Here is a 19,927-nt window from a genome sequence, read left to right on the forward strand (position 1 = left end):
TTTGAGGAGAGGGCTTGCCACCACAGCAGGTCATCTCACCTCAGAGCCTGTAGCGCAGGCGCACTCCCTTGCCTACACCCCGCCTGAGGAGGTCTTGGCCTGAGCGCGGGAGCGCAGGGCCAGATAGAAGTCCACGCGGCTCTCCATCGTGGAGAGGTCTCTTCCGGTCAGCTCCTCGCAGCGGGAGAGGCGATGGCGCAGGGTGTTGACGTGGATGTGGAGTCTGCGGGCCGTCTCCTCCCACCGGCCTCCGGAGAAGATGAAGGCTTCGAGCGTCTCGAGCAGCCGGGTGTCCCTCCTGGCGTCGTACTCCATGATGGGTCCGAGGAGGGTGTTGCGGAATGCGGCGAGTACGTCCTGGTCCTGCAGGGCGAGCAGCAGGGCCTGTGACTCGACCCGATCGTGCACGACGTATCCCTTCCCCGGTTCCCTGCGGGCGAGCTCCGCGGCCTGGCGCGCCTGGATCAGACTGCGCCTGAGCCCGTCCACCCCTCCGGCAGGACTTCCCACCCCGACGGCGCGTCCGGAACCGAGCGCCAGGGCCACCTCTCTCCCGACCTCGACGAGGTCCGGCTTCTCCCTCGTGGGCTGGAAGATGGCCGTTACGTCTCCCTTCCAGACGGCGACGACCGCCTCTCCTCCCAGGGCGGTGAGCGCCCGTTGTATCCGGCCGGCGTCATCCTCCGGGGTGCCGCTCCTGACCACGAGCCCCACGAGCTGTCCCTCCGGTTCGAGCCCGTAGGCCCTGAGCCGCCCGGCGGCGAACCGGGTGCGGCCTGTGAGCACCCCCTCGACCAATTCGGCGGCGAGCCTCCGCTCGGCCTGCCGGAGCTCCTGCTCGTGGGCCAGGACGAATTCCAGGAGGGGTATGGCCTGACCGATCGCAGCCCGCTGCCGGGGCCCGAGCTTCCGTGGCGAGGAAGCTACGACGAGCCTCGCTACGGGTCGCTCTCCGGAGATCACTGGAAACCTGGTGGTCTCCTCTCGTGGTACCCCATTGTCGGGGGTGTTTCTTTCGCTCCTGGTCTCTTCCCCATGTCTTTCCAGCCACACCCGGGAGCCGAGCTCTTCCCCAAGCACCTTCAACACACCGCGTACTCCCCCGGGAAGCGAGGAGATCGAACGTATGAGCCTTTCGTTGTACGCCAGGCTGCGCCTGAGTTCCGCCTCCCGGCGCCGCTGCAGGTACTCGAAGAACCGCCGCTCGATAGCGATGAACGGCGTCTTCGTCGGGACCGAGATGAGCGGCAGGCGCGCCTTTCTACAGGCCATCACAACCTCGTCCGGCACCCGGGCATCTTCAGCCAGCAGCCCCCAACCGAGCGCCACCACCCCGCTTCGCTGCAGCGCCCCGACGAATTCCTTCACCCTCCCGCCCCGCTCCCTCCACACTCCGGCACTCAGGATGAGTTCTCCTCCCTGAAGGTACGGCGACGGGTCGAGGAGCTCGGTCACGTGCACCCACCTCACCGGCCTCTCGAGACCGCCGTCTACTATCACCTCGAGCGAGAGCGAGCGATCCTCGACGAAGTCCCGCAGCGTTATCTCCCGTTTCATGGCCGTGATTGTAGGTTCCTACAACGGGTTATGGAAGGATGTGTAGGTAAGTACATTTTGTTTCTAGTTCTCTCGGAGTAGACTGCGGGCGGAGAACGATTTCGGTGAGCTGAGATATCGGGAGTCAGGGGAAAAGATGGAGGAAAGAGCAGGGAAGATAGAGGTGCGTTCCATAGACTACGTGCCGCAGAGCGAGCGGCACGGGAAGGTCTGGTACCAGGGGCCGTTCTGGTTCACGGGCAATTTCGTCCTGGTGACGATGGTGACCGGGTTCATCGGGCCGGGGATGGGCTTGAGCCTCGGATGGTCCGTGCTCGCGGTCCTGCTCGGTTCGTGCTTCGGTACGTTCTTCATGGCGTTCCACGCCAACCAGGGGCCCAGGATGGGTTTGCCGCAGATGATCCAGAGTCGCGCCCAGTTCGGGCTCCGGGGTGCCGTGTTCCCGTTTGCTGCGGCCGTCTTCGTATACATAGGTTTCAACGTCTTCGATGTCATCCTGGCCTCGCAGGGGCTGGACACGGTGCTTTCGCTCAGCCGCTACGTGTGGTATCCGCTTTTGATCGCGGTGGCCGTGACCATCGCGATAGTCAGGTATGACCTTCTGCTGTTGGTGCAGCGGTGGCTCACCTACGTGCTCATCGTGGTCTTCGGGATACTCACCGTCTACGCGTTGGTCTCGCTGCCGCTGGGCTCGATCGGACACGGCGGCGGATGGAGCGGGACCGCTTTCCTGGTGCAGTTCGCCGCGGCGGCGGGGTACCAGATCTCCTACGCCATCTACGTCTCGGACTACTCACGCTACCTCTACGAGGACGTCTCCGCGCCGGGTGTGATCTCCTGGACCTATGCCGGGGCTGCGGGTTCTGCGGTGTGGCTGATGTCGCTCGGGGCGGTCTTCGCCTCCTCGCTGCCGCACCCGGACGCGATCGCGAGCGTGCAGGAGGTCGGAAACCGGCTCTTCCCCGGCTTCGGGACGCTCGCGGTGGTCGTGGGGTCGGTCGCGCTCGTTACGATCATGGCCGTAAACGCCTACGGGGCGATGCTGACCGGCGCGAGCGGGGTCGATGGATTCAGGCCCGTCAGGCCGACGCTGCGGGTGCGCGTGATCGGGATAGTCGTTTTCTCGGTGGTGGTGCTCGCGGTGGCGCTGGCCATCCCGGAGAACTACCTGAACAGCTTCAACAACTTCGTCCTTCTCATGCTCTACTTCCTGGTGCCCTGGACCGCGGTCAACCTGGTCGACTTCTACTTCGTGCGCCATGGTCACTACGCGATAACCGAGCTCTTCAACCACCGAAACAGCATCTACCACGACTGGTCCTGGCGTGGGCTCATTGCATACTTCGCCGGGCTTATCGCGATGGTCCCGTTCTTCAACACGACGTTCTACGTCGGCCCCGTCACGAAGGCCCTCGGCGGGGCGGACATCTCGTTCGTCGTCGGGCTCGGGGTCTCGGGTATCCTCTACTACGCTCTCAGCCGCGGTCTCGACCTCACCCGCGAGACCTCTGCAGCAGCCGAGAGCCGCAAGATGCTCGAAGAGAGCAGGACTTGAGCGTCCGGGTGGCATGCTGCCAGGTGGCGCTCGCGGTCGGGGAGGTCGGGCGCAACCGCGGGAGGGTCCTGGAGGCGGCGGAGCGCGCCGCCCGCGAGGGAGCAGGTATCGTCGTCCTCCCGGAGCTCTCCAACTCCGGCTACGTCTTCCACGATCTCGGCGAGGCGCACCGCCTCGCCGAGCCGCTCGACGGACCCACGGTGCGGGGGTGGATGGACCTCAGCCGCAGGAGCGGGGCCGTCGTTGTGGGCGGGCTGTGCGAGGATCGTGGCGGGCGTATCTCCAACACCGCCGTCCTGGTCGATCCTTCGGGAGAGGTGACCGTCTACCGCAAGGCGCACCTGTGGGGCGAGGAGACGCTCTTCTTCGAGCCCGGCGACGAGGAGCCGCCGGTGGTCGAGACGGACTTCGGCAGGATCGGGGTCGTGATCTGCTACGACCTGGAGTTCCCCGAGTGGGTCCGAATCGTGGCCCTCGCCGGCTGCGACATCCTGTGCGCCCCCACGAACTGGCCGCTCTACCCGCGGCCTGCAGGGGAGCGTCCGATGGAAGTCGTGCGGGTGCAGGCGAACGCCGCGGCCAACCGCATCTTCATCGCCGCCTGCGACCGGGCGGGACCCGAGCGGGGCGTGCGGTGGGTCGAGGGCTCGGTGATAGCCGACCCGGACGGCTGGCCGCTCGCCGGACCGCGGGAGGGAGAGGGTATCATCAGCGCCAGCTGCGACCTCGAAGCGGCGCGCGACAAGCGCATCGGGGAGCGCAACGACGTGTTCGCCGACCGCCGCCCGGAGCTCTACGGAGACGTGGTGAAGACGAACGAAGAGAGGAGACAGGAGGCTAGATGACCCGTTACGAGCCGGCGAATTCCTTCGAGACGCCGCGTTTCTCGGACGTGAGGACCTTCATGCGCCTGCCCAACACGAGGGACCTCGAGAACGCCGACGCTGCAGTGGTCGGAGCACCGTTCGACACCGGGGCGACCTTCCGGGCCGGGGCCCGCTTCGGCCCGGAAGGCATACGTTCGGTCTCGCACCTGCTGCGGAGGTACAACCCCTCGCACGGGATAGACCTCTTCGATCACCTCTCGGTCATAGACTACGGCGACGTCGCGGTGGTCCCGGGCTACATAGAGGAGAGCTACCGCCTCATCGAGGAGGGGCTCGCACCGATCCACCGGGCGGGCGTGATCCCCGTCGTGCTCGGGGGCGATCACTCGATAGCCCTTCCCGAGCTGCGGGCCGCGGCCGCGGTGCACGGACCGCTCGCCCTCGTGCAGTTCGACTCCCACCCGGACACCTGGGACTCATACTTCGGGATGAAACACACCCACGGCACTCCCTTCAAACGCGCCGTCGAGGAAGGGCTGCTGCGTCCGGAGAAGTCTGTTCAGGTCGGGATGCGCGGCTCGCTGTACGACGCCTCCGACTGGGAGGCATCCAGGGAACTCGGCTTCGAGCTCATCCCGACCGACGAGGTGCGCGAGATCGGCATCCCCAGGACCATAGAGCGCATCCGGGAGCGGGTCGGGGATGCGAAGGTCTACGTCTCTTTTGATGTGGACTTCGCCGACCCCGCCTACGCCCCCGGGACCGGGACGCCCGAGGTCGGGGGATTCACCAGCCGCGAGGCGCAGGAGCTCGTGCGGGGGCTCGCCGGGGTGGATCCCGCGGGCTTCGACGTCGTCGAGGTCTACCCCGCCTACGACCCGGCCCAGATCACGGCGTTGCTCGCCGCCAACGTCGCCCACGAGTTCCTCGCGCTCATCGCCCTGGCTAAGAAGAACTCCTCCAGGTAGATCGAAGCTCTCAGCCTGTCGTCCCCTTCTGCACGCAGGGAGGCTCGGGTCCGAGCTCTTCCGGACTCTCCTCCCCGCGTGCTTCGTCGCCCGGCATCAGTTCGTCCGCGAGCGTTACGATGAACGCCGCGGCGGGTATCGCGAGGAGTACCCCCACGAGCCCGAGGAGCTTGCCGAAGGCCAGAAACGAGACGATCACCGCGACCGGGTGCAGCCGGACCTCTCGTCCGACGATGATCGGCTGGACGACGTGGCTGTCGAACTGGTTGAGCGCGAAGAAGAGAAGGATCACCAGGACCATCTTCAGGGGGGAGATGGTCAGCGCGAGCAGCGCCGGAAGAAGCCCTCCGAGTATCGGTCCGAAGTACGGGATGATCTCGAGCAGCCCAGCGAGCACGCCGAGGGTGAGCGGCAGCGGTATGCCGAGCAGCCAGAGCCCCACGCCGGCTCCCGTCCCGATGATCGCGATCGCGAGTAGCAGGCCGATCAGCCATCCCCGCAGCCTTCCCTCCAGGTTGGTGACTATGTCGTGGAACTCGTGCCGTCTGCCCTCGGGGACGAAGCGCGCTATCCCCCGGATGAGTGATCCTGGATCGTTCGCCATGTACAGGGAGAGTACCACTACCGCTATGGTGTCGATGAGCATGTTCGTCGCCTTCCCCAGCAAGGTCGGCACCGAGCCGAGGAGGCCCGTCAGGTATCTCTGTAGGTGGCTCAGGTCGCTGGAGAGGTTGGGGAAGAAGCCCAGCCGCGCATGGAGCTGGTGCGAGAGATTCTCCAGCGAGCTTATGTAGGCCGGCGTCAGCCGGGCCAGCGTCACCACCTCGTGCGCGATGTGTGGGAGCATCACGAGCCAGATGAACGCCACCACCGCGGTGAGCAGGCCGAGCAGGATCGGGACGGCCGCCCAGGAGCGGATGCCGAACCGGCCCAGAAGCAGCACCAAAGAGCGCAGGATGAGCGCGAGGATCGCGGAGATCGCGATTAGCTCGATCACCGGGATGAGCTCGTAGAGCACCACCAGCGCCGCGGCGACCAGCACCGGCACCGCCAGCGGAGCACCGCGCCGAAACCAGCCCGGCTCGCGTCCGTCCCGCTGCATCCGGCTCTCGCTCTCCGGTGGGGCCTCGCTCATCTGCCTCCGTTTCTCCCGGTGCCGGGGTTTGCCCGGCGGTTCTGTGTCCGCGAGGCTATTGTATTCCTGTCCGGTGCCTTTCCTAAGCTGGAATCCCGCTCAGTCGACGAAGAGCTTGGAGATATTCGGCCTGGTGAAGAGGTCCACCGTCCAGTCGAAGAGCACCTGCGCCCGGTTGAGGTTGTAGCCTAGCTCGTAGAGGTAGACTCCCTTCCAGATTAGAGCGCCGAGCAACCCGCTCACCCTGACGCCGAGTATGTCGGTGAGTGCGCCGGTCTCACCGAGATCCACGAGCTGCCCGAGATGCTGGTAACGGAAGGGGATGGGTTCTTCGCCTCTGATCTCCGCGGCCAGGTTCAACGCGGCGCTCCTCCCCTCCTGCTCGGCCGACTGGGCGAGCGCGGGGACGGGGGGACCGTCGTAGTCGATCGTTATGCAGTCCCCGACCGCGTAGACGCCGGGCCTGTCTTTTACCCGCATGTACTCGTCGACGATTATCCTTCCCCGCTTGTCTTTTTCGACCTCCAGGCCCTCGACCAGCGGCGGCGGCTGTATCCCGGCGGCCCAGACGGTGGTGTGTGCCGGGAGCGTCCTGCCGTCGGAGAGCTTTACGTGCTTTGGGGAGACCTCATCGACCTTGGTGTTGTTTATGACCTCCACTCTCTGGGCGGCGAGGCGGCGGGAGGCCGCGTTGGCGAGCGAGGGGTCTATTCCCTTTAGGATCCTCTCCCCGGCGTTGACGAGCACGAGGCGCACCCGATCGAAGTCCACGTTTGGGTAGTCGTCTTTGAGTACGTCGAAGATGAGGTCGTGGGCGTCGGCGACCCCTTCGACCCCGGTCGGTCCGCCGCCGACGAAGACGAAGGTGAGGAGACCCTGCGGTGCCTTGTCTCGCAAACGCTCGGCTTCCTCGAAGCGGTCTATGATCCTGCCGCGCACCTCGAGCGCCTCCCGCAGGCCCTTGAGGTCTATCGCGTGCTCCTTCGCACCCTTCGCCCCGAAGAACGCCGTCTGGCTCCCCGGTGCCAGGATGAGGTGGTCGTAGTCGCACTCCCCGAACTCCGTCCTGACCTTCCTGCGCTCGAAATCCACCCCCACGACCTCGCCCTGGAAGAACTCGCCCCCGCGGGGTATCACCAGCCGTCTGAGCGGGTAGGCCATGTGCCGGACCTCGACGTTGCCGGAGATCGCCGAGGGAACCATCGGCCAGAAGGTCGTGTAGTTCACCCGGTCGAGCAGCAGTACCCCGAGCTCGTCGCTCCCGGCGAAGCTCTGCGCCAGCTGATCGAAGGCCGCGATACCTCCGAAGCCGCCGCCGACTATGACCACCTTGCGCCGCGCCTCCTGGTAGGAGACGCCGAGCCTCTCCGGTCTGCGCCGTCGCGCATACAGACCGGCGACTCCGAGCGCGGCCGCCGTCAGAAGCCTCTTCCTCACCGCTCTTACCTCCGTCTTCGCTTGCAACCACCCGTTTTCCAGAGAAGAGTCTACCTGTATGAGGTTGCCGCTGCTTTATCTAGAAGATGCCCGCGCCCTGCTGTACACTACCCCCCGAGGGGAGCTTCCGCCGGAGGAAGCTGAGAGGGCGCCGTTCTCTTACGGTGGCGCCGACCCTTTGAACCTGATTCGGGTAATGCCGACGGAGGGACGAAAAGATGAACGGCTTCTCACCACGCTCTTGCCTTCTCCCCGATCCTGACTTGGAGCTCCTGCCGTGAGCGCGCCCTTCAACCCGCGTCCGGTACCCCCCGATGAGCGTACGCTCGGGGCCTGGGACTACACCGTTCTGTGGGGCAGCTACGGGGCCGGGCTCCTCGTCATGGTCGCCGGCACCCTGCTCGTGCCGGCTTTAGGGTTCGGGGCCGCGCTCGCGGCCATCGTGGCCGGGACGGTCATCGGGAACCTGATCCTGCTGGTCCCCACCGTGATGGGGGCGGACCACGGTCTCCCGACGATGGCCTCCCTGCGCCCGACGCTCGGCTCCGCCGGATCCTACCTGCCATCCGTGGTCAACGTCGTGCAGCTCGTCGGCTGGACGGCCTTCGAGCTGATCATAATGACCCGGGCGGCCGGTGCCATCACCCACAGTCTGCTCGGAACCTCGCTGCACTGGTTCTGGCTGGTGTTCTTCACGCTCGTCTGCGTGGCTTTCGCTCTCGGCGGGCCGCTGGTGGTGGTGAGGGTGTGGCTGGAGAAGGTGGGTATATGGCTGCTTCTGCTGACCACCGTATACCTGACCTACTACCTGCTCTCGCACTACGGCCTCTCACGCGCGCTCTCTCAGCCGGGGAAGGGAGGCCTCACCTTTCCGCAGGCGGTAGACCTCGTCGTGGCCATGCCGCTCTCGTGGCTCCCGCTCGCCGCCGACTACAGCCGCTTCGCCCGCAGCGCCCGTCGTGCCGCGCTCGGCACCTACGTCGGGTTCTTCGTCACCAACATCTGGTTCTACGCCCTCGGGGCGCTCGCCGTGCTCGCGCTCGGTACGAGCGGCATCGCGCAGGCGATACTCGCCCTCCCGATCGGGGTCGCAGCCCTGATCCTGGTGCTCGTGGACGAGACGGACAACGCCTTCGCCGACCTCTACTCCTGCGCGGTCTCGGCGGGGAACATCTTCTCCCGCGTACCGCAGCGGGCTTTCGTCGTCCTCTTCGGCGTGGTGGCCTTCGTCGCCGCGGCCGTGCTTCCCATGGGGCGCTACGAGTCTTTCCTGTTCCTGCTCGGCTCGGTCTTCGCCCCGCTCTTCGGCGTCGTCACCGCCGACTACTTCCTGCTGCGCCGCCGCAGGATCGACGCGGATGCCGTCTACGAGAAGAGCGGACCGGCCTTCGACTGGATGGCCGTGTTCTCGTGGGCTGTGGGCGTCGCCGCCTATCAGTTCATCACCCGCCAGCTCCCCGGGCTGGGAGCTTCGATCCCCTCGTTCGCCCTCGCCGGGGTGCTCTACCTCGCCTTGCGCGCCGGCGCGCAGCTCTCGTCCGCCCGGGGTGGCTCCCGACGGCGCGTGCGGGGAGGATGAAGATTGGCGGGAAAATTTTTTCGAAAATTTTCGCAAAATCCTAAAGCCCTCTCTCTATCCGGCCGATAAACCGGTTGCAGCGAGACCTGGACCGATCGAGCGGGAAGACCAGGCGGGAAGATGTATGGAAGGAGATGGTTGATGCTGCTCTGGATAGGGAAAAAGCTCGAGCAAATGAAGGAGGCCCGGCGTGACGAACGCGGCTTCACCCTCATCGAGCTCCTCGTCGTCGTGATCATAATCGGGATACTCGCCGCGATAGCGATCCCGACGTTTTTGGGGCAGAGAGCAAAGGCAGAATCTGCTCGAGCGGAGGCTAATGTGCGTGAAGCTGCATCAGCCGAGCAGGTTGCAAACACCCAGGGTGGATCTTACGTGCCGGTTGCCCAGTTGGGACCCTATGGCTTCAACGGTTCCAATCCTCCAGTCGATGGTAATGGTACCGGCGACACATACTGTGTTCACTCTAGCGGCGGTGGGGTCGATTGGAAGATGACCCAGGATGATGGGGCTCCGGTGCAAGGTACCTGTCCGTGAACTCATTCGGTAGCATAAACTGAAAGTTTCGCGCCCCTTCCGGGGCGCCTTTTTGTACACTGCCACCGGCCGGAGAGAGAAAGGAATCTAATTGAACCAGGCAGAACCATTCAGGGGTGCGCTGTGGGTGTCTCTGCTGGTTGTACTGGCAGCCGTGCTGACGCTGCTGCAGCCGGCGGACCCCGCGCACGCCCGGGAGGTTGAGGGCGGTGCCCCGCAGATCCACCGCATCGCGCTCCAGCGTGGTCCTGCCTTCGACCCGGCGCTCGTCCACGCCGGTGGCAGCGGTTCTCAGATCGTGGGCGGCAAGCCCGTGCCGAACGGGAAATATCCTTTCATGGCGGTCTTGCAGGTCGGGGTCAGGGGAGGAGGGGAGGCCCTCTGCGGCGGCACCCTCATAGATCCGGATAGCGTGCTCACCGCCGCCCACTGCGTGGTGGACGCCCGCAGCGTGACGCTCGCCGTCGGGAGGACGGTCATCACGAGCCATCAGGGGGTCATCCGGCGTGCGGTGGCCGCCTACGTGCACCCGCACTACGACGGTGCACGGGACAACCGCTACGATGTCGCCGTCCTCAAGCTCGACCGCCCGGTGAGGGGGATAAAGCCGGTTGGGCTCTCCACCGCCGCGCAGAACTACCTGGAGCGTCCGGGGCGGCTGCTCACGGTCGCGGGCTGGGGAACGACTTCAGAGAACGGTTCCCCCTCCGACCGGATGCGCGCGGCCGCCGTCCCCGTGGTCTCCGACGCCGCCGCGAAGAGGGACTACGCTCACGAGGGTCCGCAGGCGCGCTTCTTCCCGACGCTCATGGTCGCCGCCGGGCGCAGGGGCAGAGACGCCTGTCAGGGGGACAGCGGGGGGCCGCTCTTCAAAGCCGGCAGAGATCCGGTCGAGGTCGGGATCGTCAGCTACGGCATAGGGTGTGCCAGGGCCCACTATCCCGGCGTCTACACCGAGGTCAACAGCCCCGGTATAAGATCTTTCATCGTGCGGGCTGCGGCGAGGTAGGGGCGGGACGCCTCCATCCTGCGTTCTGTAGAATGATCTCTCGGGCGTCGTGCGCGAAAACTCGGGAGGTTTGCCCTTGGCGTTCTACAGGGAGCTCGGCAAGAAGGTCGTGTGCGCCCCTTCCATACTCTCCGCGGACTTCGCGGAGCTCGCCGCCGAGGTGAGGAAGGCTCAGGCGGGCGGAGCGGAGCTCGTCCACTTCGACACGATGGACAACCACTTCGTCCCCAACCTCACCTTCGGTCCCGTGGTCGCCGCTTCGCTCGTGCGGGCCATCGAGCTCCCGGTGGACGTCCACCTGATGGTCGAGAACCCGGAGAACCTGATCCCTGCCTTCATCGACGCCGGGGTGAACAGCCTCACCGTCCACTACGAAGCGGTGACCCACCTGCACCACGTGCTCGAAGAGATCCGGGAGGGCGGGTGCGAGGCCGGGGTCGCGATCAACCCGACCACGCCTCCCGAGGTCCTCGAGTGGGCCATGCCTTACATGGACTACGTGCTGGTGATGACCGTGAACCCCGGCTTCGGGGGGCAGCGTTTCATCCCTCAGATGGTGGACAAGGTCAGGCGGGTGCGCGAGATCACCGGGTTACCCGTCGAGGTCGACGGGGGGATATCTCCCGAGACGGCCCCGGCGGTGGTCGAGGCCGGGGCGCAGGTGCTGGTGGCGGGGTCGGCCGTCTTCGGAGGAGACCCGGCCGAGGAGATAAAGAAGATACTCTCCGCGGCCCGCCCGGCTTCCTATTTCGGCTAGATGCGCTCTCCTTGCCGGGGGCGGGCCTCTGTGGTATAGCTTTGCCGAGCAAAACTTTCGGGGGCGGGTGGAATTCCCGCACCGGCGGTGATCCGGGAGCCTCTCCCGGAAAGCCCGCGACCCCTCGGAGAAATCCCGGGGGTGGAGCCGGTGAGAGTCCGGCGCCGACGGTGAGAGTCCGGATGGGAGAAAGGATGTTGCGACGCTGGATCTCCACATGCAGCGCGCCCGCGACCTTGCGGAGCGCGGACGTTACACCGTAGCACCCAATCCCCTGGTCGGCTGCGTCGTCGTGCGCGACGGCCGAATCGTGGGAGAGGGCTGGCACGAGCGCGCGGGCAGCCATCACGCGGAGGCCGTGGCCCTCGATGCGGCCGGGGAAGATGCCCGCGGCGCGACGCTGTACGTCACGCTCGAGCCCTGCAACTGCCGCAGCCGCTCCTCGGAGGTCTCCTGCACCGAGCTCATCCTCGAGGCCGGGGTGAAAAAAGTCGTAATCGGCCACATCGACCCCAACCCCCGGATGAACGGCCGCAGCGTGCGTCTGTTGCGCGAGGCGGGCGTCGACGTAGAGGTGCTGGACGCTGCTCCGGAGTTCGAGCGGCAGAACGAGCAGTGGTTCTGGTACAAGCGCACCGGGCGTCCGTTCGTGCACCTCAAGCTCGCGGCGAGCCTGGACGGAAGGATCGCCTGCGCCGGCGGCGACAGCAAGTGGGTGACCGGCCCGGAGGCACGCCGGCGCGCCCACCTGTTGCGCGCGGAAGCCGGAGCGGTCCTCGTCGGGATCGGAACCGTGCTCGCCGACGATCCCCTGCTCACGGTGCGGGATGTCCCCGGAGAGGTGCCCGCCGTGAGGCGCGTCGTGCTCGACGCCCGGCTCAGGATACCGCTGGAGAGTGCTCTCGTACGGAGCGCCGGGGAGGCGCCCCTGATCGTCTTCGCCGCTGAAGGTGCACCCTCCGGGAAGGCACTCGCCCTGCAGGAGCGGGGCGTACGCGTGATCGAAACCCCGCTGGTCGACGGGATCTTCGATCCCGGCTTCGTGCTCGACGAGCTCGGGCGGCTCGGGGTGCGGGGGGTTCTGGTCGAGGGGGGTGGGGAGACCGCCGCTCACTTCGTCCGGCGCTCGCTCGTGAACAAGATGACCGTTTTCTACGCGCCGAAGCTCGTAGGATCGGACGGACGTCCGATGGTGGGGGAGCTGGGGGTCGCGGGGATGGCCCACGCGCTGCCCTTCACCGTCTCGGAGGTCGAGCGGCTCGGGGATGATGTCGCGGTGACGTTCTATCCGCGTGAGAGGTGAGGAGGACTTTCGTATGTTTACCGGGTTGGTGGAAGAGAAGGGCAGGGTCGTAGCGCTTTCGAGAGGAGGGCTCGCCCGGCTCGTCGTGGAGGCAGGGAGGCTCGCCGGTGGTGTCGAGGTCGGTGACTCCGTCGCCGTCAACGGCGTATGCCTGACGGTCGCAGAGAGGAGCGGAAAAGAGCTCGCCTTCGGCGTGATGCCGGAGACGCTCCGGCGCACCGCGCTCGGGGATCTTTCCGAGGGGCGGGCGGTAAACCTGGAGCGCGCGCTCGAAGCCGGAGGGAGGCTCGGCGGCCACATCGTCCAGGGGCACGTGGACGGCGTCGGGGAGGTCGTCTCGATACGGCCGGAAGGAGAGGCCGAGATCTGGGAATTCTCCGCTCCCGGGAGCGTGCTGCGCTACGTGGTCGAGAAGGGGAGCATCTGCGTGGACGGCATAAGCCTGACCGTCGTCTCCGTCGGCGAGGAGTCTTTTTCGGTCTCCATACTGCCGCAGACGAAGGCCGCGACCGACCTCTCCGAGATCGGGGTCGGCACGAAGGTCAACCTGGAGGCCGATGTCATGGGGAAGTACGTCGAGCGGCTGCTCGCACCGTATCTCGAGAAGGGTTTCGAGAGGAGCATTTAGAGATGCCTTTGAGCAGGGTCGAGGATGCGATCGAGGACATAAGGGAGGGGAGGATGGTCATCGTCGTCGACGACGAGGACCGGGAGAACGAAGGCGACCTGACGATGGCCGCCGAGAAGGTGACCCCTGAAGCGATCACCTTCATGGCCACCCACGGCCGCGGGCTCATCTGCCTGCCGATGAGCCCGGAGATGGTCGACCGGCTCGAGCTGCCGATGATGACCGAGGACAACCGCTCGCGCATGAAGACGGGCTTCACCGTCTCGATAGAGGCACGCGAGGGGGTGACGACCGGCATCTCGGCCGCCGACCGGGCGCACACCATCCGGGTCGCCGTCTCCGACGAGGCCGGGCCTTCGGACATAGTCTCGCCGGGACACGTCTTCCCCCTGAGGGCCCGCCCCGGTGGAGTGCTGGTGCGCAGGGGACAGACCGAGGCCGCCGTCGACCTGGCCCGGCTGGCGGGTCTGAAGCCCGCGGGTGTGATCTGCGAGATCATGAAAGACGATGGGACGATGGCCCGGATGCCCGATCTCGAGCGGTTCGCGGCCGAACACGGGTTGAAGATAGTGAGCGTCCAGCAGATAGCCGAGTACCGCCGGACGCACGAGATGCAGGTGAGCTTCGTAGTCGAGACCCGACTGCCCACCACCTACGGCGAGTTTCGGCTGCGAGCCTACGAGAGCGAGCTCGACGGGCTGCCGTACCTGGCGCTCATCGCCGGTCATCCGGAGGGGAAGGACGGGGTGCTGGTCCGGATGCACTCTTCGTGCCTCACCGGCGACGCCCTGCACTCTCTGCGCTGTGACTGCGGGGAGCAGCTCGAGGCCGCCATGCGCCGGGTGCAGGAGGAGGGGGAGGGTGTGATCCTCTACCTCAGCCAGGAGGGAAGGGGGATAGGACTGATAAACAAGCTGAAGGCCTACAGGCTGCAGGACAAGGGACTCGACACCGTCGAGGCCAACGAGAAGCTGGGTTTCGCGCCGGACATGCGCGACTACGGTGCTGGGGCTCAGATACTGAAGGACCTCGGGATAACGAGCGTGCGTCTGATGACCAACAACCCGGCCAAGATGGCCGATCTGGAGGGGTTCGGGCTCGAGATCCTGGAGCGGGTGCCGCTGGAGGTGAGGGCCAACGGAGAGAATGAGCGCTACCTCAAGACCAAACGGGAGAAGATGCACCACATCCTGGAGCAGTTCTAGGGGGTCGTAAGAGATGAACGTGGAAGGTTCACCGAACTACATGGAGGGCAGCCTCGAAGCCGCCGGGCTGTCGTTCGGCGTCGTGGTATCCCGGTTCAACGAGTTCGTCGTCAAGCAGCTTCTGGAAGGAGCGCTGGACGCCATACGGCGGCACGGCGGCGACCTTTCGGCGGTGGACGTCGCGTGGGTGCCGGGCTCCTACGAGATACCACTCGCCGCCCGGCGCATGGCCCGCTCCGGCCGCTACGACGCCGTGATCTGCCTCGGTGCCGTCATCCGCGGCTCGACGCCGCACTTCGAGTACGTGGCCGGTGGTGCTTCCTCGGGCATCTCGGGCGTGGCGCTGGAGGTCGATCTGCCCGTCGTCTTCGGTGTTCTCACGACCGAGACGATCGAGCAGGCCATCGAGCGGGCCGGCACCAAGATGGGGAACAAAGGTTTCGAAGCGGCCCAGACGGCGATAGAGATGGCCAACCTGTTGGAGCGTATCGGGGGGCTCGAGAAGGCCGCCGAGTGAGGTATTCTCGTGCGGCCGCCCCGAGAGTCAGGCGCTCTGCGTCGTGCGGGGGGCCGGGATCACTTTGTCCACCTTGAACGCCTTGAGGCAGGAGGTGCACACCCAGACCCTCTTCGTCCCCGCGCCATCCCGGATGCGGACCTTCTGCAGGTTCGGATTCCAGCGCCTCCGGGTCGCCTTCAGCGAGTGGCTGCGCGCGTTTCCGTAGCCGGGAGCCTTGCCGCACGAATAGCAGACTTTCGCCACGATGTCCTCCTCTTATATACTAGCCGTCTGATCTGGGATGCCGGGAACCTCCGGACAGCGAAGAGTGATTGTACCAGACCGTCGGGGAGAATAGTAGAATCGTCAGCCATGACAGAGAGTTCGAAACAGATGATTGGTCGTTCGCCGGAGGGGGGCGCGTGGCGGTAGAAGTTCATCCGGTCGCCTCGGCGGCGCGCGAGGCTCTGAAGTCTCGGGCCGGGCGGATAAACGAGCTCAACGTGTACCCGGTCCCGGACGGGGACACCGGGACGAACATGCTGCTCACCCTGGACGCGGTGGTGCAGCAGACCGCCGGAAAGACCTATCCCACGGTTCAGGAGGCGAGCCGGGCCGTCTCGCGGGCGGCTCTGATGGGAGCCCGGGGAAACTCCGGTGTGATCCTCTCTCAGATGGTGCGGGGTGCCTGCGAGGCGCTCGAGAAGGCCGAAGGGTTCGATGCGGCCTCTCTGGTGGCCGCCCTGGAAGGGGCGTCGGAGAGGGCCTACTCCGCCGTGCGGCAGCCGGTGGAGGGGACGATGCTCACCGTGATCAGGGACGCCGCACAGGCCGCCCGGGAGGCGCTGGAGTCGGGGGAGCAGGACCCGGCCCGCGTCGCCGGGGTGGCGGTGCGGGAGGCGCTGGCTTCTGTGGGCAGGACCAAAGGGATGCTCGAGACGCTGCGTCGGGCCGGGGTGGTGGATGCCGGCGGGCTCGGGGTGGCGACCATCCTGGAGGGAATCCGGGCGGCGCTCGCGGGGGAGAGCCCGGAGTTCGATGAGGAGACCTCCGGGGAAGGGTTCCCGGACCTGGAGTCCGTCGGACACGAGGAGGAGGCCTGGGGGTACTGTACGGAGTTCGTCGTCACCGGCTTTACGGGTGACGCGGAAGACTTCCGGGAGCACATCCACCGGATCGGGCGCAGCGTTCTCGTCGTGCCGGATGCGGACGTGGTCAAGGTTCACCTGCACACCAAGGATCCCGGCGAGGCCCTCTCGTACGCGGGGCGCTTCGGGCGGCTCTCCGGGGTGAAGGTGGACGACATGGAGGCCCAGGTCCGCGAGCGTTCGGAGGAAAACGCCGCCGGGCTCGGCGTGGTCGCCGTGAGCCGGGGCGAGGGCAACCGCCGGCTCTTCGAGTCGATGGGGGCGATCGTCGTCGAGGGCGGGCAGGGTGCGAACCCGAGCGCCGAAGAGATCGCCCGCGCCGTCCGGCGCAGCGGGGCGCGGGAGGTCGTCGTGCTGCCCAACAACAAGAACGTGATCCCCGCCGCCGAGCAGGCGCGCGAGCTCGTCGAGGCCCGACTGCACGTCATCCCGACCACGACGGTGGCATCGGGGCTCGCCGCGATGGTCGCCTTCGACCCCGAGGAGGAGCCGGAGGAGGTCGTCGAGGAGATGCGCGAGCTTCTCTCGGCGATGCGTCAGGTGCAGATAACGCGCGCCGTGCGCGATGCAGAAGTCGCAGGGAACAGGATCTCCGAGGGTCAGTACATGGCCTTCCTCGACGGCGAGCTCGCCAGCGTCGGGGGGAGCGTGGAGGAGGTGGCGCTCGCTGTGGCCCGCACCCTCGTGGAGGAGGGAGCCGGGCTCCTCACGCTGCTCGCCGGAGAAGGGCTCGGTGCCGGGGAGGTGGAGGAGATCGCCGCGAAGATCGAAGCGCTCGACGGCGAGGTCGAGGTCGAGGTGAGGGAGGGGGGACAGCCGTTGTACCCGCTGGAGATGGTGGCCGAGTGACCACGGGGATAGTCACGGACTCGACGACCACGCTGCTGCCGGAGGTGGCGGGGCGGCCTGACGTGCGGGTGGTCCCGCTCACCTTCCGCTTCGGCGAGGAGGTCTTCACCGACAAGGTGGACATGACCAACGAGGAGTTCTTCGCCCGGCTCGCCTCCTCGAAGGACTTCCCGACCACCTCCCAGCCCTCGGCCGGGGCCTTCGTCGAGGCCTACGAGGAGCTCTCGGCCTACGACGACCTGCTCGTCCTCACCATCTCCAGCGAGCTGAGCGGGACCTACGAGTCCGCCCGCGCGGCGGCGGAGATGGTGGACAGGAAGATCGAGGTCGTGGACAGCCGCAGCGCGGAGGTCGGATCGGGGCTTATCCTGATGGAAGCGCTCAGGGTCATAGACTCGGGTGGAGACTTCGGGGAGGTGCTGCGTGCGGTCCGGCAGGCGATAAGGCGCTGCCGGGCGCTCTTCGCCGTCGGCACGCTCGAGTACCTCGAGCGCAGCGGCAGGATCGGGCGGGCGCAGCGGCTGCTCGGCTCGACGCTGGACATCCGCCCCGTGCTGGTGCTCGAGGACGGTGTGATCTCGCCTTACAAACGTACGCGGGGCCGTAAGCGCCAGCTCGCGGCGATCGTCGAACGGATGCGCCCGGTAGTCGAGGAGGGCCGGCCCATCTTCTTCGGGCACGTTGACGCCGCGGAACCTCTCCGGCGGCTGATGGAGGAGCTCGGGGTGCCCGACGCGCCGGTCGCCGAGATCGGAGGGGTGGTCGGGTGCCACGTCGGTCCCGGCACCTATGGCGTCGCCCACCTCTGAAGCAGGGAGACGGAGCGTCAGGGAAGTCTCCCTGCGCAGCACGGCGCTGCCCGAGCTGAGATCCCGCCCGGTCGGGGAACTGCCCGGCGTCGGGAAGCGGATAGAGGCCGCGCTCGGGGAGCTCGGCATCCGTTCGTTCGCGGATCTCGTCTCCCACTACCCTTCGCGTTACGAAGACCTCTCCAACGTCAAGCGCATCGGGGATCTGAAGGTCGGGGAGCGGGCGACGGTGGTCGCCAGGGTCGTGGGCACGAGGCCGCTCGGACGCCCGGTGCGTGGGAGGGCGCCGGGGTTCTCCGCCCAGCTCTACGACGGGACGGGGTACATACCGGCCGTGGTGTGGGGGCGGAACTGGCTGGCGGGGCAGCTCGCCGAAGGGACGCAGGTTGTCGTCTCCGGGGAGGTGCAGCGGCGCTACGGGCTTCAGATCGTGGCCAGAAGCCTGGAGATCGCGGAGGATCTTGAGGACGAGAGCCCTCACGCCGGGCGTTTCGTCCCGGTCTATCCGGCCGGTCGGGGATTGCAGACGCGCAGGATCAGGACGCTCGTCCACCGGGCGCTGTGTGAGGCGGGATACATCCTGGATCCTTTGCCCGCGGAGGTGCTGGCGCGTCACGGGCTTCCGCTCCTGCACGATGCGATCTGGGAGGTGCACTTCCCGGAGGACCGGCGGAGGCTCGAGCTGGCCCGGCGGCGGCTCGTCTTCCACGAGCTCTTCCTGATCCAGGTGGGGCTCGCGGTCCGCAAGGCGCGTCTCGCGCGGGACGAGATCGGGCGGTCCCACGCCGGTGACGGCAGCCTCCTGAACCCATTTCTCTCCGGGTTGCCCTTCCCGCTCACCGGGGCGCAGGAGCGGGTCGTGGAGGAGGTTCTCGCGGACATGAGGGCGGAGCGGCCGATGCGGAGGCTCGTGCAGGGGGACGTCGGGAGCGGCAAGACGGTGGTCGCGGTCGCGGCCCTGCTCTCCGCGGTCGAAGCCGGCGGACAGGGGGCGCTCATGGCCCCGACCGAGGTGCTGGCCGAGCAGCACTTCCTCTCGATCGGCTCGGCGCTCACCGGGCTCCCGGTGAGGGTGGTGCTGCTGACCGGTTCGCTCGGCGCGCGGGAGCGCAGGGAGGTGCTCGAGGACCTGCGGAGCGGTCGGGCCCACATCGTGATCGGGACCCACGCCCTGATCCAGAGGGAGGTCGAGTTCCGGGACCTCTCGCTGGTGGTGGTGGACGAGCAGCACCGCTTCGGCGTCTCGCAGCGGACCGTCTTCCAGGAGAAGGGCGTCTCACCGGACACGCTGGTGATGACCGCGACCCCCATCCCGCGCACCCTCTCCCTCACGCTCTACGGGGACCTCGACGTCTCGGTGATAGACGAGCTGCCGCCCGGGCGCAGGCCCGTGGAGACGGTCCTGGCCTCGGGGTCGGAGCGCCCCGCGGTCTACGAGGAGGTGCGCGGCGAGCTCGAAGCCGGCAGGCAGGCCTTCGTGATCTGCCCGCTCGTCGAGGAGTCCGAGGCTCTCGAGGAGGTGCGCGCCGTGGAGGAGCTCCACGCGGAGCTCTCGCAGGAGATCTTCCCCGAGCGGAGGGTCGGGATGCTCCACGGCCGGATGCGCCCCGAGGAGAAGCGAGAGGTCATGACGGCGTTCCGTGCCGGGGAGATAGAGGTGCTCGCGGCGACCAGCGTCGTCGAGGTCGGGGTCGACGTGCCGAACGCCAGCGTGATCGTCATCGAAGGGGCCGAGCGCTTCGGGCTCTCCCAGCTGCACCAGCTCAGAGGGAGGGTCTGCCGGGGGGTGCACCCGCCGAGGTGTTTCCTGATCGCCGACCCGAAGACCGAGTCCGCGCGGGAGCGGCTCGAGGCCCTCTGCGAGCATCAGGACGGCTTCAGGCTCTCGGAGGCCGACCTGGCGATCCGGGGCGAGGGTACCCTCTTCGGCAGCCGCCAGAGCGGGATGCCGGATTTGAAGATCGCCAAGCTCCTGCGCGACGTGGACGTGCTCGTCGAGGCCCGAAAGGCGGCGTTCGAGCTCGTCTCACGCGATCCGTCGTTGCGCCGACCCGAGCACCGGCCCCTGCGGCGCGAGGTCCAGGATCTCCTCGGCGAGAACGTCGAGTGGCTCTTCAGGGCATGA

Annotated in this window: 18 protein-coding genes and 2 riboswitches; of the genes, 14 read left to right on the plus strand and 4 right to left on the minus strand. The window is 67.0% G+C overall.

What is annotated here, in order from left to right; genetic code table 11:
• Positions 1-72: 72 nt before the first annotated feature.
• Positions 73-1,557: a PucR family transcriptional regulator gene (locus AC6EKW_RS13995; RefSeq protein ID WP_498514707.1), complete on the minus strand. Its 1,485-nt coding sequence runs from the start codon at positions 1,555-1,557 to the stop codon at positions 73-75.
• A 136-nt stretch (positions 1,558-1,693) separates the two neighbouring features.
• Between AC6EKW_RS13995 and AC6EKW_RS14000 the strand changes: the two genes are divergently transcribed.
• Genes AC6EKW_RS14000 through speB form a run of 3 tightly spaced genes read left to right on the plus strand, consistent with a single transcriptional unit; the run spans position 1,694 to position 4,907 of the window.
• Positions 1,694-3,112, plus strand: a complete 1,419-nt coding sequence (locus tag AC6EKW_RS14000) for a purine-cytosine permease family protein (protein ID WP_498514708.1) — start codon at positions 1,694-1,696, stop codon at positions 3,110-3,112.
• Complete coding sequence (locus AC6EKW_RS14005; RefSeq protein WP_498514709.1) at positions 3,109-3,957, plus strand: nitrilase family protein; 849 nt, start codon at positions 3,109-3,111, stop codon at positions 3,955-3,957. Before AC6EKW_RS14000 ends, AC6EKW_RS14005 begins: the two co-directional genes overlap by 4 nt.
• A complete protein-coding gene (gene speB / locus AC6EKW_RS14010) occupies positions 3,954-4,907 on the plus strand; it encodes an agmatinase (protein WP_498514710.1) in 954 nt (317 codons plus the stop codon). The genes AC6EKW_RS14005 and speB overlap by 4 nt, the downstream gene beginning before the upstream one ends.
• A gap of 10 nt (positions 4,908-4,917) precedes the next feature.
• Here speB and AC6EKW_RS14015 read toward each other — a convergent pair whose 3' ends face one another.
• Together AC6EKW_RS14015 and AC6EKW_RS14020 are read right to left on the minus strand one after the other, a co-directional pair.
• Positions 4,918-6,042 carry an AI-2E family transporter gene (locus AC6EKW_RS14015; RefSeq protein ID WP_273889125.1) on the minus strand — a complete coding sequence of 375 codons (1,125 nt, stop codon included), beginning with the start codon at positions 6,040-6,042 and terminating at the stop codon, positions 4,918-4,920.
• Between the two features lie 99 nt (positions 6,043-6,141).
• Complete coding sequence (locus AC6EKW_RS14020; RefSeq protein WP_498514711.1) at positions 6,142-7,479, minus strand: NAD(P)/FAD-dependent oxidoreductase; 1,338 nt, start codon at positions 7,477-7,479, stop codon at positions 6,142-6,144.
• 107 nt (positions 7,480-7,586) lie between these two features.
• Positions 7,587-7,707, plus strand: a riboswitch (TPP riboswitch).
• 49 nt (positions 7,708-7,756) lie between these two features.
• Between AC6EKW_RS14020 and cytX the strand changes: the two genes are divergently transcribed.
• The 8 genes from cytX to ribH all read left to right on the plus strand — a co-directional run bounded on the left by cytX (position 7,757) and on the right by ribH (position 15,014).
• Complete coding sequence (gene cytX, locus AC6EKW_RS14025) at positions 7,757-9,058, plus strand: putative hydroxymethylpyrimidine transporter CytX (RefSeq protein WP_498514712.1); 1,302 nt, start codon at positions 7,757-7,759, stop codon at positions 9,056-9,058.
• A gap of 141 nt (positions 9,059-9,199) precedes the next feature.
• Positions 9,200-9,595, plus strand: coding sequence for a type IV pilin protein (locus AC6EKW_RS14030; RefSeq protein WP_498514713.1), 396 nt, complete (start codon positions 9,200-9,202; stop codon positions 9,593-9,595).
• Between the two features lie 127 nt (positions 9,596-9,722).
• Positions 9,723-10,604: a serine protease gene (locus AC6EKW_RS14035; RefSeq protein ID WP_498514714.1), complete on the plus strand. Its 882-nt coding sequence runs from the start codon at positions 9,723-9,725 to the stop codon at positions 10,602-10,604.
• A gap of 76 nt (positions 10,605-10,680) precedes the next feature.
• Complete coding sequence (gene rpe / locus AC6EKW_RS14040; protein ID WP_498514715.1) at positions 10,681-11,361, plus strand: ribulose-phosphate 3-epimerase; 681 nt, start codon at positions 10,681-10,683, stop codon at positions 11,359-11,361.
• 49 nt (positions 11,362-11,410) lie between these two features.
• Positions 11,411-11,559, plus strand: a riboswitch (FMN riboswitch).
• Between the two features lie 19 nt (positions 11,560-11,578).
• Positions 11,579-12,664 carry a bifunctional diaminohydroxyphosphoribosylaminopyrimidine deaminase/5-amino-6-(5-phosphoribosylamino)uracil reductase RibD gene (ribD, locus tag AC6EKW_RS14045; protein ID WP_498514716.1) on the plus strand — a complete coding sequence of 362 codons (1,086 nt, stop codon included), beginning with the start codon at positions 11,579-11,581 and terminating at the stop codon, positions 12,662-12,664.
• A gap of 13 nt (positions 12,665-12,677) precedes the next feature.
• Positions 12,678-13,292 (plus strand): riboflavin synthase, encoded by a 615-nt coding sequence (locus tag AC6EKW_RS14050; protein WP_498514717.1) that lies wholly within the window; start codon positions 12,678-12,680, stop codon positions 13,290-13,292.
• A 2-nt stretch (positions 13,293-13,294) separates the two neighbouring features.
• Positions 13,295-14,497 carry a bifunctional 3,4-dihydroxy-2-butanone-4-phosphate synthase/GTP cyclohydrolase II gene (locus tag AC6EKW_RS14055; RefSeq protein WP_273889133.1) on the plus strand — a complete coding sequence of 401 codons (1,203 nt, stop codon included), beginning with the start codon at positions 13,295-13,297 and terminating at the stop codon, positions 14,495-14,497.
• Positions 14,498-14,510: 13 nt separating this feature from the next.
• On the plus strand, positions 14,511-15,014 hold the full coding sequence (gene ribH / locus AC6EKW_RS14060; RefSeq protein ID WP_498514718.1) for a 6,7-dimethyl-8-ribityllumazine synthase: 504 nt from the start codon (positions 14,511-14,513) through the stop codon (positions 15,012-15,014).
• 27 nt (positions 15,015-15,041) lie between these two features.
• Here the strand turns inward: ribH and rpmB are convergent, their stop codons facing one another.
• Positions 15,042-15,260, minus strand: a complete 219-nt coding sequence (gene rpmB, locus AC6EKW_RS14065) for a 50S ribosomal protein L28 (RefSeq protein ID WP_273846679.1) — start codon at positions 15,258-15,260, stop codon at positions 15,042-15,044.
• A gap of 158 nt (positions 15,261-15,418) precedes the next feature.
• Between rpmB and AC6EKW_RS14070 the strand changes: the two genes are divergently transcribed.
• From AC6EKW_RS14070 to recG, 3 genes are read left to right on the plus strand one after another with little or no spacing between them, the layout of a single operon-like run.
• Positions 15,419-16,993: a DAK2 domain-containing protein gene (locus AC6EKW_RS14070; protein ID WP_498514719.1), complete on the plus strand. Its 1,575-nt coding sequence runs from the start codon at positions 15,419-15,421 to the stop codon at positions 16,991-16,993.
• Positions 16,990-17,802 (plus strand): DegV family protein, encoded by an 813-nt coding sequence (locus AC6EKW_RS14075; RefSeq protein WP_498514720.1) that lies wholly within the window; start codon positions 16,990-16,992, stop codon positions 17,800-17,802. The genes AC6EKW_RS14070 and AC6EKW_RS14075 overlap by 4 nt, the downstream gene beginning before the upstream one ends.
• The gene (recG, locus tag AC6EKW_RS14080; protein ID WP_498514721.1) at positions 17,783-19,927 is read left to right on the plus strand and encodes an ATP-dependent DNA helicase RecG; all 2,145 of its coding nucleotides are present in this window, start codon (positions 17,783-17,785) and stop codon (positions 19,925-19,927) included. The genes AC6EKW_RS14075 and recG overlap by 20 nt, the downstream gene beginning before the upstream one ends.

Source organism: Rubrobacter sp. M3-4 (assembly GCF_059772285.1).

Coding starts and splice junctions, on each gene's coding strand:
- AC6EKW_RS13995 (WP_498514707.1), bottom strand. CDS start 1,557: ATGAAACGGGAGATAACGCTGCGGGACTTCGTCGAGGATCGCTCGCTC.
- AC6EKW_RS14000 (WP_498514708.1), top strand. CDS start 1,694: ATGGAGGAAAGAGCAGGGAAGATAGAGGTGCGTTCCATAGACTACGTG.
- speB (WP_498514710.1), top strand. CDS start 3,954: ATGACCCGTTACGAGCCGGCGAATTCCTTCGAGACGCCGCGTTTCTCG.
- AC6EKW_RS14015 (WP_273889125.1), bottom strand. CDS start 6,042: ATGAGCGAGGCCCCACCGGAGAGCGAGAGCCGGATGCAGCGGGACGGA.
- AC6EKW_RS14030 (WP_498514713.1), top strand. CDS start 9,200: ATGCTGCTCTGGATAGGGAAAAAGCTCGAGCAAATGAAGGAGGCCCGG.
- ribD (WP_498514716.1), top strand. CDS start 11,579: ATGCAGCGCGCCCGCGACCTTGCGGAGCGCGGACGTTACACCGTAGCA.
- AC6EKW_RS14050 (WP_498514717.1), top strand. CDS start 12,678: ATGTTTACCGGGTTGGTGGAAGAGAAGGGCAGGGTCGTAGCGCTTTCG.
- AC6EKW_RS14055 (WP_273889133.1), top strand. CDS start 13,295: ATGCCTTTGAGCAGGGTCGAGGATGCGATCGAGGACATAAGGGAGGGG.
- ribH (WP_498514718.1), top strand. CDS start 14,511: ATGAACGTGGAAGGTTCACCGAACTACATGGAGGGCAGCCTCGAAGCC.
- recG (WP_498514721.1), top strand. CDS start 17,783: ATGGCGTCGCCCACCTCTGAAGCAGGGAGACGGAGCGTCAGGGAAGTC.